The sequence below is a fragment of the Winogradskyella marincola genome, from assembly GCF_029624125.1.
Classification (GTDB): Bacteria; Bacteroidota; Bacteroidia; order Flavobacteriales; family Flavobacteriaceae; genus Winogradskyella; species Winogradskyella marincola.
Map to the genome: position 1 here is coordinate 163,413 of NZ_JARSBN010000002.1, position 15,859 is coordinate 179,271.

Genomic DNA, 15,859 nt, shown 5'->3' on the forward strand with positions numbered 1-15,859 from the left:
TAAATGCTTTTTAGCTTAATACAGTTTCTTAATTACATTTGTTACAATGCCCCAAATAACAAAATCGTTTTCCTCAGTAATTTTTATGATCGGATAATTTGGATTTTCGGGCTGTAACCATACTTCACCCTTTTCTACTCTAAGACGCTTTACAGTAAACTCACCATCTAAAAAACAAACAGCAATTTTATTGTTCTCTGGCTCTAGGCTTCGGTCTATAACCAACAAATCATTATCATCTAAACCAGCACCAATCATGGATTGTCCGCTTACTCTGGCATAAAATGTAGCTTCTTTATTTTTTACCAGTTCTTCATCTAAAGACAAACGTTGTTCCTTAAAATCATCTGCTGGTGATGGAAAACCTGCAGAAATTCCGGTATCGAAGAAATTTGCTCCAGCATCTTCAACAGGCTCTGGAATAAAAAATGTTAAGTTTTGAGATTGCAGTGTTTTCATAGTTATTGATTTGCTCCTACTTCTAAGAACTTTATTTTTACCATCCCTACAAAAGCAGGAACTTAATTATTTAATTATTTTTTCTTTTCTGAATTCCTGCGTTCTCAGGAATGACAGCAAGGTTTATTTTACAACAATAATATCATTAATATTAGTTGTATATCTTGGTGACAAACGCTCTTGTCTCATTTTCCAAGTGCGTTCTAAATCTTGGTTTCCTATCTTAATTTTGTCTCCTTTATACTTCTTATTAATCTTATCTATTGCAGACATTAAAGGTTTGTGTTTTGGATCTTCGCTTTCAAACATATCTAGTTGATAATTGTCTGTTGGCACCAAACCTGTAACCACAACTCCTGCTCTTTTGTACTTAATACCTTTTTTAAAAATTGTATCGACTGCTTTAACTGCTTGTTTGCTTATAATTAAAGACGAATCTGTAGGGTAAGGAAAATTTATTATAGTACTTGCTCTATGCTGTTCTTCTTCCTTTTTATGTCTATTACTACTTATAGATACAATAATCATATGGCAGCTAGAACCTTGTCGTCGCAATTTTTCGGCACAACTCGTAGCAAAGGTAGAGATACGTTCTTTTATATAATTGATATCGTCGTAAGTATAATCGAAACTTCGAGTGGTGGCAATGGCTCGCTTTCGCGTTGGCTCATCCAATTCAATTTTTGAAACTCCTTCTAAATCTTTTTTGAGCTTCCACTCTGTAATAGAAAATGTTCGTCGTACCCATTCGTCATCTAGCTGTGTAAAATCATAAGCGGTTTTGCAACCCTTAGCTTGCAATCGGTTTTTTAGTTGCCTTCCTATTCCCCAAACATCTTCGAGCTTTATCCATTTTAAGGCTTTAATTCTAGAACTTTCAGAATCTATAACATAGACGCCTTTGGTTTCTTTAGGAAACTTTCTGGCAATTTTATTAGCCACTTTGCTCAAAGCTTTTGTTGGTGCAACACCTACACAGGTTGGAATTCCTGTCCATTTTAGAATGCGCTGTCGGATCTGAATACCATAATCACCAAAATCGAAATCTTTAAAACCTTTGAACTGTAAAAAGGCTTCATCTATACTGTAAACTTCAACATCTGGTGTAAAATGTTCTAATATTTTCATTACACGACTACTCATATCTCCGTATAAAGGATAGTTAGATGACAGCACTGTAATATCATTGGCTTTACAAAAGGCTTCCCACTTAAAAATTGGTGCGCCAAAAGGTAAGTTTATTGCTTTGGCTTCATCACTCATAGAAATAACACAACCATCATTATTGCTAAGAATAGCAACTGGTTTGCCGTTTAGACTAGGATTAAAAACCCGTTCGCAAGACGCGTAAAAATTATTACAATCTACAAGTGCATACATAGATGTAAAGATAAATAAAGTTAGACTAAATAGTATCGTCTTACTATATTTGAATACATGAAACATGGTACCATAATTTCCGAAAGCGACAGACCTATATGGCAAATTCCTATCGCTGCATTTCTATTCACAGCAGCATTAGGCGTTTTTATTAATATCATTTATAACGCGCAATTAACCGATGTAAGCACTAGGTATATAGTTAATAATCTTAAAACGGTTATTTTACTAACAATACTAGGCATTAGTTTCTGTTCTAAAAAAAGAATACATATAGATATCGTAAACTCTAGATTTAGACCTACTATTGAAGTTGGCCCTATTAAAATTGGTAAATGGAATACTATTCAAGATTACGAATATGTCTCTGTATTTCATCAAGCACTTAGCGACGGCAGTTACATATTTGAAGTTAATCTTTGGTACGATACTAACAAGCACTTTAAGTTATATGAAGAATATGACTATAAGGAAGCTTTTTTAATAGCTTATGACCTGTCTGAAGAATTAGATATAGACTTGCTAGACGCAACTGTTCCTAATGACTATAAATGGATAGATAAAGAGGAATGGAAAGATAAAATCAATTCCGTATGAAAGAAACTTTTGTTACCATCGCCAGATTCACCTACTCTAGTGAAGCACAAATCATAAAGGGTCGTCTCGAAGCTGAAGGCATTAAAGTCTTTTTAAAAGATAGCATTACCATAGATACCGATCCTTTAGTTAGCAATGCCATTGGTGGTGTAAAATTGAATGTTTTGGCCGAAGATGAAAGTAAAGCGAAAGCAGTCTTAAATTCTATTTCTGCTTATGCTTTAGATGATAATGGCAATGCTGCTGCCTGTTCTAATTGTGGTAGCAATAACATTAACCTCTACTCTACTATTAATAGTTTTAAATCCTTGGTTCATTTTATAATAGGTTTTGTTTTTGGCTCACTTCCGCTAAGCGCGCGTTACGAGTATAAATGCGATAATTGCAATACTATTGTTAACTTTAAAAAGCAATAATCCTATCATAGGCTTGTTTTAACCTAGACACTACAATCTCAATTTCATCTTCATCTAAATGCCCAAAACCAAATCTTATGGCACAGGTATTTTTATCTTGATATAAAATCGTTTTTGGTAAAAACACATCTAAAACTTCAGCTTCATTTGCTAATTGTACCAGAGAAATCTGTTTTATAAATTTCAACCAAATTGCTAAACCTCCTGAAGGTTTTTCAAACTGAATAACATCTTTAAATTGTTGTTTTAGAGCATCACACAAAACATCTCTTCGTCTTTTGTAGGTTACAATATTCTTCTTTAAAAGCCTGTATATTTCACCTTCAACAATTAATTCCGATAGCATTTGCTCTTGTATAATATCGCCTTGCTCATCTAAAAGCGTCAAATAATTATGAGCTTCAGCAATAAGATTTTCGGGTGCTACAACAAATCCAGATTGAAAACTTGGAAAAAACGACTGTCCCATTTTTCCCAAATAAATCACCATACCATTAGAATCTGCCGTTGCCATTGGTAGCATGGCCGAACCATCGTATTGAAAATCATAATCGTAATCGTCTTCAATTATGGCAAAACCATAATCTTTGGCCAGGTCCAATAATTGAATACGTCGTTCTGCACTCAAGGTTTTTGTAGTTGGATAATGCCTATGCGCACTTACATACACACACCGAATTCGATTTTTCACAAAATGCTGTCTTATATAATCTACATCGAGACCGTCGTCATCCACAGGAATTGTCCTAATCGTAGCTCCTGCTTCCTGAAAAATAGTGTTAGACGCATAATGACTTAACTGACCAACCAAAACCAAATCGTTTTGCTTTATCAGCAATTGCGATACGATGTAAAGACTCATTTCAGAACTGCGTGTATTTAGTAGGTTGTTGGGCTTTATATGAAATCCTCGTGTGGCATTGAGATAATTACACAACTGCGTTTTAAAGACTGAAATTGATGACGTTGTAGTTCTGTTCCATTTTTGAATAAGTGGTTTACGCTTCATAGCTGCGCTATACCATCTCGAAAATTGATGTGTTGGATGCAAACGCAAATCTGGCTTACCATCATTAATAATGTATTTGGCTTGTGTTTGCTGAAGATTGGTTGCCAAATGAAACGACTGTTGAAACGGAAAACCAGCCTCCTTAGGATAATGATACGCCTGATGCACTTGCTGTGCAGTAGCCTTAATTTTTGCTGTGGCTTGCTCTGGTAGCAACACAAAAGTGCCTTTATTTGCAATGATTTCTACCCAACCTTGAGATGCCAACTCATCGTAGATTGCAACGGCTGTGTTTCTATGCACCTTTAAAAGTTGGCTTAATGTTCTTGTGCCTGGTAATTTTGTACCTTTTACCAGATAACCACGCTGAATAGCATTTATAATTTGCTGAGATACTTGCACATAGACAGGTTGCACGATAGTTTTATCAAAACTAATAAGCTGTTTTAAAATTGCTTCAACCGGACTATTCATTCTTTTAAAAGTGGACTATTTTAATCGTCCGGAAAGTTACGACTTTTGCACTTTCAATTTAAAACAAGATATGAGAAAAAAGATTACCCCTTTTGCATTACTAATTATGGCTGTTTTTCAGCTTAATGCACAAGAAGTTACACAACAATTAGATTCGGTTACTTTAACTGGTACACGTATCGATTTACCTTTTAAAGAAAACTCAAGAACGATAAACATCATTACAGCAGATGCTATTAAAAAAAGTGCCGCTGTAAATCTTGCAGATCTATTGCAGCAAGTGGCTGGTGTAGACATCAGAAGACGTGGCACAGGTGGCAGCCAAGCCGATCTTTACATAAGAGGTGGTGGTTTTGACCAAACACTTCTACTAATAGATGGTATAAAAATGGATGATGTACAAACTGGTCATCATAGCATGAATGCTGCTTTACCAATAGAAGTTATTGAGCGTATAGAAATTATCAAAGGTCCTGCCGCCAGAGTTTTTGGTCAGAATGCTTTTAACGGAGCTATAAATATTGTGACTAAGAAAAACCTGAAAAATTCAACATCTGCAACTATTGAAACTGGATCATTTGGACAACTTAATGGTAATGTTACTGCTGGTGTAGATTTAGAAAACTCATCGCATATTGTTCATGTTGGCAGAGTGACTTCTGAAGGTTACCGAATTAACACCGATTACGACAATGCCAATTACTACCTAAAAAGTACGTTCAATAAAAATGCACAAGCTATTGAAATGACAGCTACATTTCTTGAACGCAAATTTGGTGCACAAAACTTCTACACAACGAATCCTACGTTTAACGAGTACGAAGAAACGCAGAATAGCTTAATTGCATTTGGTACAACGTTTAGAACTGAAAAATTTAAAATTCAACCAAGAGTTTACTGGAAACGTAATCAAGATATCTTTCTATTACGACGAGATGAGCCAGATTTTTATAGAAACATGCACATTTCTGATAAAATTGGAGCGGAAACAAACGCCTCTTACACTTCAGAATTAGGTATTACTGGTTTTGGTGTAGATCTTTCTAAGATTTACCTAAGAAGTAACAACTTAGGAGACCGTAACCGTTTTATGGCTAATGCATTCTTAGAGCATCGCTTTAGTTTGTTAGACAACAAACTAGACATTACACCTGGTGTTGCTTTAACGTATTTTTCCGATTTTAAATTTCATGCATTTCCTGGTTTAGATGTTGGTTATGACATTACCAACAACTTCAAGGTTTATGGTAACATTGGTTATACTTACCGAGTACCAACCTACACCGACTTATATTATAACGATCCTGTAACTACAGGAAATGAAGATCTAGAACCAGAAGAAGCGTTTGCACAAGAGCTTGGTTTAAAATACATCTCACCAAAACTTACAGCAAGTATCGCTGTATTTAACAGAGATGCAGATAACCTAATCGATTATGTAAGAACATCTGTAACCGAAGATGTATTTACTGCACAGAACATCACAGAAGTTAACACCAAAGGTTTAGAGTTTGATGCTGCATACAACTTTAATATTAGCAACTACAAACAAACTTTAGCGTTTGGATACTCGTACTTAGATGATAATATTTCAGATCAAAATGAAGAATTATCACGCTATTCACTTAATACGTTGAAGCACCAATATATTACGCGATTAAGCACACAGTTATTTAAAAACGTAAGTCAAAACATTGTTTACAAATATGCCGAACGCACAACAGGACAAACCTATAATGTTTGGGATGCCTCAATTGCTTTCAGAATTAATCAAGCGGAATTTACAGTAACAGCAAGCAACATTTTTGATGCTGACTACATTGAATCTGGCTTTACACCAATGCCTCCAAGTAACGTGTTATTTGGTTTACGATATACGTTTAAATAGATAGAAAACAACATATCATACTATAAATCCTGTCCTAACCGACAGGATTTTTTTGTTGCTATTGTAACAAAATTCAAATAAGTGCTACATATTATATGTAAGCTTATCGCTACATCCGGAATAGCGATAAAATTCAACCATCACATTCTTATCAGGGCTTTAATCCTTTAAAAATGTATCCTTTAGTTTAGAATTTATTGTAAGGTATTTCAATTAAAAGTACTAGATTTAACGCTATGAACATCTTTAGAAAGCTATTCAATTTTTTTCAGGCTAAAGCTAATACCATGATTGATAATCAGTATGAGCTTGAAGACACCATTGAAGAACAACTGAATCGCTTAAAAGAAGAACTTTCTTATACTACCGAGCACCTAAATAAAGTAAAAGCGCTAGCAATTCGTGTAAAAAATGACAATAACGAATATGCCACTAAAGCAAAAAAAAGCGAAAATGAAGCTGTTGCTATTTTAAAAAAAGTACAGCTCAATCAAATTGATGTTTATGAAGGAGATCGCTTAGCCAGAGAAGCTTTGATAAAAAAAGAAGCATTATTAGCAAAAGCGAAAGCTACAGCAGCAGAACGCGATAAATTAGATTATAAGGTTGAATTGTTAAAAGGTAATGTAGCAATAATTCAATCAAACATTTCAGACTATGAAAAAGAGCTCGATACTTTAAAAGCTGAAATTAAACTAATCGAAGCTGAACAAAACATAAACAAACAAATGACACATCTTAATGCTCAAAGTATTGATGATAGATTGAAATTTTTAAAAGAAAAAACACAAGAATTTCAAGACTTAAAAGAGCAACCAGATGATTATATAAACTTAGACAACGATATAGATTTCACACTAGATGATACGGTATCTAAAGCTAATGAAGATCTAAAAAAATTAAAAGAAGAATTAGGCATAAAAAACAGTAATTAATCAGTTATTTTACCAAACGCGCTCAAAATGAGCTCACTTTAAAACCATAAACCATTGGAACAGTATTTAGACATCGTATTCTCACAAGTTAACATTACGCTCAGCATTTTGTTAATCCTCCTGATTTTATATTGGCTCGTTACCATGTTTAGTGGTATCGATTTCGACTTAGATGTTGATGTAGATATCGATGTTGACATAGATGCTGACGTAGATATGGAAGTCGAAAGCGGTCTGGAAAGTGGCAACATAGATTTTCAAGATGTTAGCAATGTAGAAGTAGACCGTCAGCATGTTGTAAACAGAAGAACTCGTAATTTAAAATGGTGGCAGGTTGTATTAATCTATTTCAACTTTGTTGGCTTACCATTTATGTTCACCTTTACTTTCTGGATTTTTAATTGGTGGCTCATATCTGTTATTACAACGACGCTAACCAACAGTTACGATACCAGTTTTGGATATGCTATTGTTTTACTGGCAATACTACCATCATTGTTTCTTACAAAAATCGTAACCGTTCCTTTTAAATCCTTCTTTAAAAATTTAAATAAAGACGGTGATAAAGCTATTGACTTCATAGGTTTAGAAGCAAAACTTCTATCTACTATTTCAGGAGAAAAAATGGGCAATGCCGAAGTTATAGTCGATGGAAACGTAATGACGATCTATGTAAAATCATTAGACACATCAGAACTAAAATTTCATGAAAAAGCACTAATAATTAAACAATCCGAAGACAAAAACTACTATTTAGTTGCAAAACCAAACCTTAATTAACATTTAAAAACCAAATAAAAAACCATGGAAGGAATCTTACCTCTTATTTTAACCGGACTGGGAATTATTTTATTCCTAATCATTGTGTATTTCGCAATCATTGCGATGTTTTACAAAAAAGTACCACAAGGCCAAGCACTTGTCAGAACAGGTTTTGGTGGCACAAAAGTAGCCACAGACAAAGGCTTGTACGTGGTTCCTGTATTTCATCGTGTAGAGATTATGGATGTCTCTGTAAAGAAAATTCAAATAGAACGTTTGGGCACAGAAGGCCTTATCTGTAAAGACAATATGCGTGCAGATATCAAAGTTGCCTTTTTCGTTCGTGTAAATAATGAAGTTGAATTTATTAAGAAAGTAGCACAAACTATAGGTGTAGATCGTGCCTCTCGCATAGAAACTTTAGAAGATCTTTTTGAAGCGAAATTCTCTGAAGCCTTAAAAACAGTTGGTAAGAAGTTTGAATTCATCCAGTTATATGAAGCGCGTCGCGAATTTAGAGACGAAATAGTAGACATTATTGGCACAGATCTTAATGGCTACACGCTAGAAGATTGCGCTATTGATTATCTAGAACAAACAGCAGTTTCATTTTTAAAACCAGATAACATCTTAGATGCAGAAGGTATTAAGAAGATTACTGATCTTACTGCTGAGCAAAATATTAAAGCCAATTTAATAAAGCGTGATGAAGAAAAAATCATTCGCAAACAAGATGTAGAAGCACAAGAAGCTATCCTAGAATTGGACAAGCAACTGGCTGAAAAAGAAGAACAACAAAAACGCGAAATTGCTAACATAAAAGCTCGTGAAGAAGCTGCAACTTTAAAAGTAGCAGAAGAAGAGCGTTTAAAATCTGAAACTGCACGTATAGCAACCGAAGAAAAAGTAAAAGTTGCTGAAGAAAACATGCAACGTCAAATTATTGTTGCAGAGAAAAATAAGCAACGTACAGATGCTATAGAAAGTGAACGTGTAGAGAAAGACCGTTTATTAGAAAGAACCGAAAAAGAACGTATTGTGACGTTGGCTCAAATTGAAAAAGAGAAGGTTGTTGAAGTAGAGAAAAAGAACATTCAAGATGTTATTAGAGATCGTGTTACGCTAGAAAAAGGTGTGGTTGAAGAGCAGGAAAACATGAAAGACATCGAAGCTTTCAAAACTGCTGACAGAGCAAAACAAGTGGCAATAACTAACGCTGAAGCGGCTGCACAAGAAGACTTAATAAAAACGATTAAATCTGCTGAAGCACAGAAAGAAGCTGCAAAACAAAAAGCTGAAGAATTAAACATAGAAGCACAAGCGCAAAAAGAAGCGAGCGAAAAAGAAGCTGAAGCTCGTAAAACACTTGCTGAAGCAAAAGCAAAAGAGGAAGCTACAATTGGTATGTCTGAAGCACAAGTGATGCATGCAAAAGCTGAGGCTAGCGAAAGACAAGGTGTTGTTGATGCATTAATCATTCAGAAAAAAGCAGAAGCAGAAGCGAGTGGAATTTCTGCTAAAGCGGAAGCTAAACGATTAGAAGGATTAGCAGAAGCTCAAGTTATTAAAGAGAAAGCTATGGCAGATGCTTCAGGAATTGAAGAAAAAGCTGAAGCAATGAAGAAGTTAGATGGTGTAGGTAAAGAGCACGAAGAATTCAAACTTAAACTTGATAAAGAATTACAAGTTGACTTAGCTAAAATCAATATTCAGAAAGAAATTGCTGATGCACAAGCTAAAGTAATTGGTGAAGCGTTAAGAGCTGCTAAAATTGATATTGTTGGTGGTGAGACTATGTTCTTTGAGCAAATTATAGGACAAATAACAAAAGCCAAGGGTTATGATCGTTTGGTACAACACTCAGAAACTGTAAGCGAAGTAAAAGACGCTATACTAAGTAGCGATGATGTAAAAGGAAACCTACTCGATAAAGTAAAATCCTTTGTAGATAAATATGGTATAAGTTCAGAAGATATTAAAAACTTAACTATTGCCAATTTACTGAGCAATCTACAAGATAAATCTGATGATAAAAGTGAACAAACCATGTTAAGTAATCTATTCAACCTTGCAAAAGGCATGGGATTATCTAACAAAAAGATGAATGATTTATAAAAATAAAGCGAGCAGGAAAATGTAAGGTTAAAAATTAATTCAAATGCTTTTACTATATGAACTTTGAAAAATACATCATTGCTAATGGTTTAGAAGAAAAAAAATTGAATGATGCTGTTCAAGAGTTAGCTAATTTATATGCGGACACAGGGTTCACTAAAGAAGTGAGAATTTTTAAAAGTAAAATAGCAAGCAATGTATTTGTAATTAATTTTTCTAGAGATACAGATTTTGAAAGATTTAAATACTTTGTCAATTTTCTATTTTACCCTTTTGACTATGAGTCTAATCATGAAGTTTATGGATATTGGAACTTAACTCAAGATGATGATATCAATAAAGAACTCTATGGTAAAAGAATTCAACTTTATATTTCAGCAAATGACGAAGATGGAGATAATGTATATGGAATTCCTCAAAATTGGGATGAGACCATAAAACTTTGCTTTGCTATTGGGCATGCATATGTTCCAATTGGAAGAAAGGAATTCGATTTTTTTGAAAAGTCACTTTCAAAATCTGATTTTTTTGAATTAAAACCAATTTATGGTATTATAAATAAATCAGAGAATAAAAAAACAGGTTGTTCTTTTATTTTCTTGATTCTAATCTCTATTACAGCAGCATATATGTTGTTATAAAGTAAAATTGAGAAATTATCCATATGCTTTTTCAAAAAATGATGTTCTCTAAAACTTTTTCAATATAGAGGATGAGGGACAATAACATCTAAATCTCGACTACCGAGTAAACTTTTATAAAAAATGGCAGACAACCAAACTGATGATAATATAGCTTTAGATTCTGGAACTTACGAAATCATTCAGAGTCGTTTACTAAAGCAAAAAAACGATTTACAAAACCGTTTACACCTCCTTAACGAAGCGCGTAAAACCGTTTTTGGATCCTTAGAAACACAGCTTATTGCTAACGATCGCATCAATACGGAGAACAACTGTATTGCCAGAGATATCGTTTCTATAGGAAACCAAAGCTTATTTGGCTATAACGTGCATTTTGGACTGCGTACATCTATTTCGTTGAGTGATGTTTTTAGCGTTTATCAGTTTCAGCGACACGATGATGCTTTCAGGTTTGAAGAAAGTCCAACTGGATTGCAAATTATTGATGATCCTGTGTTTAAAAACGACTTCGAAAATCTATATAAATATTATCGAAATACCATTTTTTCAAAGTTTGCCATTATTGGTAATTATCTCCACATGGTATTTCAGCTAAGCGAATCAGTTTCGGATATAAAAACATTCAAATGGCTTATTAATGGTAATACTTTAGAATATATAGATAACCGTAGTGAGCACGAGTATAAGTATCCTAAACAATACGATTTTATCTGGAATGAAGCTGGCCGAGATCATCAACGTAATGGAAAACATGCACATGTTTCTATATTGGATAAGGTTTTTGTTGAAACTATTGGTGGAGATTTAACTATTAAAGTCGAAGATAACACAGACGATGGCAAAGGTATTTATAGTGAAGATGTTGAGCATAAAGACCAAACCTTAGATGATGGTCAGTACCGTTATGCCGATTTGGGAAATCTTATTGTTTTAGAAATAAAACCATTTCAAGAACAACCACGATATTTTGTATACAACCATAAACTTAAAGTTGTTGAAAAAGTGGATTCCATAGCACAATCTGCTGTTTTGTTACCAGACGATCAAGGTATTATTTTCCCGAGTGGATACTATCTGCAAACTGGTGAATACAATGTGTTTTCAAACACAACGTATCAATTAAAATTTCAACAAAAAATAACCTCTCCCAACGGAGAAGATCACCTGTATATTTACTACGATCCTAAGGAGGCTGTTTATGTCTTAATGTCGTACAACGTCATTGATCAGGAAGTTAAAACACCTATTATCTGTAATGGGTTTACAATTTTAGATAATGGTGAACTGTGTTATTTCCGCACTGAAGAAGAACAAACCAAGCATCACATGATGCAAATATGGCAAACACCATATTTAAAAGGCGATATTATGCCTTCAGAGCATCAAGACACTTTACTTTATAAAATTGGGAATAAGGATATTGTTAAGGCCATGGCCGAAACTAACGAGCTTATTACACTACTTAATAAGGAAGATAGCTATGATGGGTTGTATGATGATATTGCGCGAGTATCCAAAGACATTTTAGATGCTTATTATTGGATTTCTAAAGAAGAGACCCAACAGCTCAATATACCTTTGGCTGAAATCAACAAAGCCTCTAATGCTGCTATAGATGAATTTGAAAAGGTAAAGCAATTACGCAAACAAGCTGAGCAAGAAACCCTTTCCATTTCTAAGAAATCTGAAGAGCTTTTCAGTAAAATTAAAAGCACGTCTTTTAAATCTATTAACGATTTTGTAAATCTGCTAACACAATTGCGTTCCATAAGAGGTGAGGCTATTGGATTGTACGAAGTTCGTTATGTCGATCATGATTTCATTAAAGGTATTGAAGCTCAAATTTTGGAGCAAAACGACACCATTTCTAGGCGTGCAACTACATTTCTTTTAGATGATAAAGCTTTAGAACCGTATCACAACGCCATTAACGAAAAGCAAAAAACACTAGAAGAGTTAAAAAAGGTCATCGAGATAAAAGCTTTAGAGGAAGAGGTCAATAAAATTGCAGAAGATTTAGAACTGCTTATCGATATTGTATCAAATCTCGATATTGAAGATACCTCTCACTCCACTAAAATCATTGAAAATATCTCTTTGATTTTTGCGACAATCAATCAGGTTAAAGCGGCAATAAAAAACAAATTAAAAGCTGTTGGCAAAAAAGAAGCACAAGCCGATTTTACTGCACAACTCAAACTTATTGATCAAAGTATTATCAACTATATTGATATTGCCAACACACCTGAAAAATGTGATGAATTTCTCACAAAGGTTTCTATTCAACTTGAAGAATTAGAAGGCAAATTTTCAGATTTTGAAGAATACATTACTCAAATTATAGAAAAACGAGAAGAGGTTTACGCAGCTTTTGATAATCGCAAATCTAGCCTTGTAGAAGCTCGAAATAAAAAAATGATTGCCTTACAAAATGCTGCGCAACGCATTATAAATGGCGCACAAAAAAAGGCACAATCCTTAGAGGATATTGCTGCAATAAATGGCTATTTTGCCAGTGACCTTATGATAAATAAGGTCCGTGACATCATCGGTCAATTAAAAGAGCTCGGCGATGTTGGTAAATCTGAAGCCATAGAAACAGCGCTTAAAGTCGCGCGTGAAGATGCTTTACGAAAACTGAAAGACAAAAACGAACTCTACGAGGATGGAGACAACGTTATAAAGTTAGGAAAGCACAAGTTTGGCGTTAATAAGCAACAGCTAGATGTTACCATAGTTTTTAAAAATAATGAGCTGTTCTACCATCTTACAGGTACCGATTTTTATCAGAAACTAAATCATGAGGTACTTAACAACTCAAAAGACATTTGGAATCAAGAATTAATTTCTGAAGATCAACAAGTCTATAGAGCGGCTTATCTTGCCTACAAGATGTTCTCTACTGGTGATAAAACAGCACTAAATAAGCTGAATGATGCTGAGTTACTAAGCCATGTACAAGATTACATTAGTGGTGATTATTCAGGTGGTTATGTTAAAGGTGTTCATGATTATGATGCCACGCAATTTCTAAAGGTTCTATTACAAAAACATCAGGAATTAGATTTATTAATCTATCCACCAAATGTAAGAGCTGAAGCACAATTTTTCTGGAATAATCTTTCTGAAGAAAACCTAAAAGCATACAACCACGACTTAAAAAGTGCTGGTGAGGTTTTGGCTGTTTTTCCCAACAGCAAGGAATATGATTTTATCATTGATGAGCTAGCGGAAGACATTCAAACTTCAAGAAAAATTGAGGCTAATAGTGCCAAAACTATTGCCGAATATTTATTTAACGAACTCAAAGACAATGACGCATTTACAGTTAGTAGCGAAGCTATAAAACTAAAAGATGCTTTTGAAAAGGAATTAAAAGCACAAAAAGCTACCGAAAAATTCAAACAACGTCTTAACGATAGTGCTACCCAAAAAGATCGTATAGAATTGGTAAAGCATTGGGTTTCGGCATTTGCAAAAGCAAATGAAAACACATTGGTTCCTTATGTAAATGAATGTGTGGCTTGTATTTTGCATAAGAACGATAGCGCTTCTAATACTGCTGTTGCAGAAACTGAAATCAAAGATTTAAAAGGCGTTCATCCTAGTATTGTTGATGGTACCTTTCAATTTAGCTATCATAAATTCTCTGAAGAACTAGAGCATTTTAATAGTGTAAAAGTTCCTGCGTTTTCAGCCTTTAAATCGGCTAAACATGAGGTTATAGAACAACTCAAGGAACAGTTGAGATTAGATGAATTTAAACCTCGCGTATTAAGTTCTTTCGTTAGAAACAAACTTATAAATCAGGTGTATTTCCCACTTATTGGAGATAATTTAGCAAAGCAATTAGGTACTGTTGGCGATACCAAACGTATAGACCGAATGGGTTTATTGCTACTGATTTCACCACCTGGTTATGGTAAAACCACATTAATGGAATATGTAGCCAACAGACTTGGCTTAATATTCATGAAAATTAATGGTCCTGCCATAGGCCACGAAGTTACCTCTGTAGATCCTGAAGCTGCAAATAATTCTGCTGCCAGAGAAGAGCTTAAAAAATTAAACTTAGCTTTTGAAATGGGTGATAATGTGATGTTGTATTTAGATGATATTCAACATTGCAATCCTGAATTTTTACAGAAGTTTATCAGTCTATCCGATGGTACACGTAAGATTGAAGGTGTTTACCAAGGCAAACCTAAAACTTACGATTTAAGAAGTAAGAAGTTTTGTGTTATCATGGCTGGAAATCCATATACCGAAAGTGGTGAAAAATTCCAGATACCAGACATGCTTGCTAACCGTGCAGACATATACAATTTAGGTGACATTATTGGAGATACAGCCCATTTGTTTGAGTTAAGTCTTATTGAAAATGCCTTAACAAGCAATCCTGTTTTACAACAATTAAGCACCAAATATTTTGATGATGTGTATACCTTAATTGACCGTGTACAACATAACACAGCAGACGCAGAGCTTAAAGGTAATCATAGTAACCAAGAGGTTGCAGATTATGTTTCTGTGATTGAAAAAGTCATTAAAATAAGAAACACTGTTCTTAAGGTTAACGAGACCTATATTGCCAGTGCAGGTATGGAAGACAGCTATCGTACAGAGCCTAGTTTTAAGCTACAAGGATCGTACAGAGACATGAACAAATTAGTTGCCAAAGTAGTGCCTATAATGGATGATAAGGAATTGCAAACCTTAGTATTATCGCATTACGAAAACGAATCGCAAACTTTAACTAGCGCTGCGGAAGCCAACCTTTTAAAGTATAAAGAATTAAGCAATTCGTTAACCGAAGAAGAGCTACAGCGTTGGGAAGACATTAAAGTGATTTTTGCCAAAAACAATAAGCTGAATAGTCTAGGTGGACAAAACCAAATGTCGCAAATTATAGCACAGATGGCTGACTTTACTGATAATATTGAAGGTATAAAAGAAATACTGAGACAAGGATTTTTAGACAAAAAATAAAATTTGATAATAAACACAATAAGGTTATCAGAGAATTATGATAGTCTGTCATTCTGAACTCGTTTCAGAATCTAAATGAACTCATTTTATTTTTTTAGAATCTGAAATAAATTCAGATTGACAAAATCTTAACTTTTTAGACAGTTTTATCTTTTCACCATAGGATTTACTAATCAGTAATAAGTTATTTT

The 15,859-nt window shown here is 34.2% G+C and carries 11 protein-coding genes; 8 read left to right on the forward strand and 3 right to left on the reverse strand.

Features of this window, described 5'->3' with window-relative positions; all coding sequences use genetic code 11:
- Window positions 1-15: 15 nt before the first annotated feature.
- Both P7122_RS03885 and P7122_RS03890 read right to left on the reverse strand, forming a co-directional pair.
- On the reverse strand, window positions 16-459 hold the full coding sequence (locus tag P7122_RS03885) for a LexA family protein (RefSeq protein ID WP_278004469.1): 444 nt from the start codon (window positions 457-459) through the stop codon (window positions 16-18).
- Between the two features lie 123 nt (window positions 460-582).
- Window positions 583-1,839 carry a Y-family DNA polymerase gene (locus tag P7122_RS03890; RefSeq protein ID WP_278004470.1) on the reverse strand — a complete coding sequence of 419 codons (1,257 nt, stop codon included), beginning with the start codon at window positions 1,837-1,839 and terminating at the stop codon, window positions 583-585.
- 57 nt (window positions 1,840-1,896) lie between these two features.
- On the opposite strand from P7122_RS03890, the gene P7122_RS03895 reads away from it, so the two are divergent.
- Together P7122_RS03895 and P7122_RS03900 are read left to right on the forward strand one after the other, a co-directional pair.
- Window positions 1,897-2,436, forward strand: coding sequence for a hypothetical protein (locus P7122_RS03895; protein ID WP_278004471.1), 540 nt, complete (start codon window positions 1,897-1,899; stop codon window positions 2,434-2,436).
- Entirely contained in the window at window positions 2,433-2,852 is a 420-nt protein-coding gene (locus P7122_RS03900) for a putative signal transducing protein (RefSeq protein ID WP_278004472.1), read from the forward strand. The genes P7122_RS03895 and P7122_RS03900 overlap by 4 nt, the downstream gene beginning before the upstream one ends.
- Here P7122_RS03900 and P7122_RS03905 read toward each other — a convergent pair.
- Window positions 2,839-4,335, reverse strand: a complete 1,497-nt coding sequence (locus P7122_RS03905; protein ID WP_278004473.1) for an aminotransferase-like domain-containing protein — start codon at window positions 4,333-4,335, stop codon at window positions 2,839-2,841. The genes P7122_RS03900 and P7122_RS03905 overlap by 14 nt on opposite strands.
- Before the next feature lie 70 nt (window positions 4,336-4,405).
- On the opposite strand from P7122_RS03905, the gene P7122_RS03910 reads away from it, so the two are divergent.
- From P7122_RS03910 to P7122_RS03935, 6 genes are all read left to right on the forward strand, one after another.
- On the forward strand, window positions 4,406-6,223 hold the full coding sequence (locus tag P7122_RS03910) for a TonB-dependent receptor plug domain-containing protein (RefSeq protein WP_278004474.1): 1,818 nt from the start codon (window positions 4,406-4,408) through the stop codon (window positions 6,221-6,223).
- 236 nt (window positions 6,224-6,459) lie between these two features.
- Window positions 6,460-7,158, forward strand: coding sequence for a PspA/IM30 family protein (locus P7122_RS03915; protein ID WP_278004475.1), 699 nt, complete (start codon window positions 6,460-6,462; stop codon window positions 7,156-7,158).
- A gap of 54 nt (window positions 7,159-7,212) precedes the next feature.
- A complete protein-coding gene (locus tag P7122_RS03920) occupies window positions 7,213-7,938 on the forward strand; it encodes a hypothetical protein (RefSeq protein WP_278004476.1) in 726 nt (241 codons plus the stop codon).
- 24 nt (window positions 7,939-7,962) lie between these two features.
- Entirely contained in the window at window positions 7,963-10,035 is a 2,073-nt protein-coding gene (locus P7122_RS03925; RefSeq protein WP_278004477.1) for a flotillin family protein, read from the forward strand.
- A 56-nt stretch (window positions 10,036-10,091) separates the two neighbouring features.
- Complete coding sequence (locus tag P7122_RS03930) at window positions 10,092-10,676, forward strand: hypothetical protein (RefSeq protein ID WP_278004478.1); 585 nt, start codon at window positions 10,092-10,094, stop codon at window positions 10,674-10,676.
- A gap of 123 nt (window positions 10,677-10,799) precedes the next feature.
- Window positions 10,800-15,668, forward strand: a complete 4,869-nt coding sequence (locus P7122_RS03935) for a DNA repair ATPase (protein ID WP_278004479.1) — start codon at window positions 10,800-10,802, stop codon at window positions 15,666-15,668.
- Window positions 15,669-15,859 lie beyond the last annotated feature (191 nt).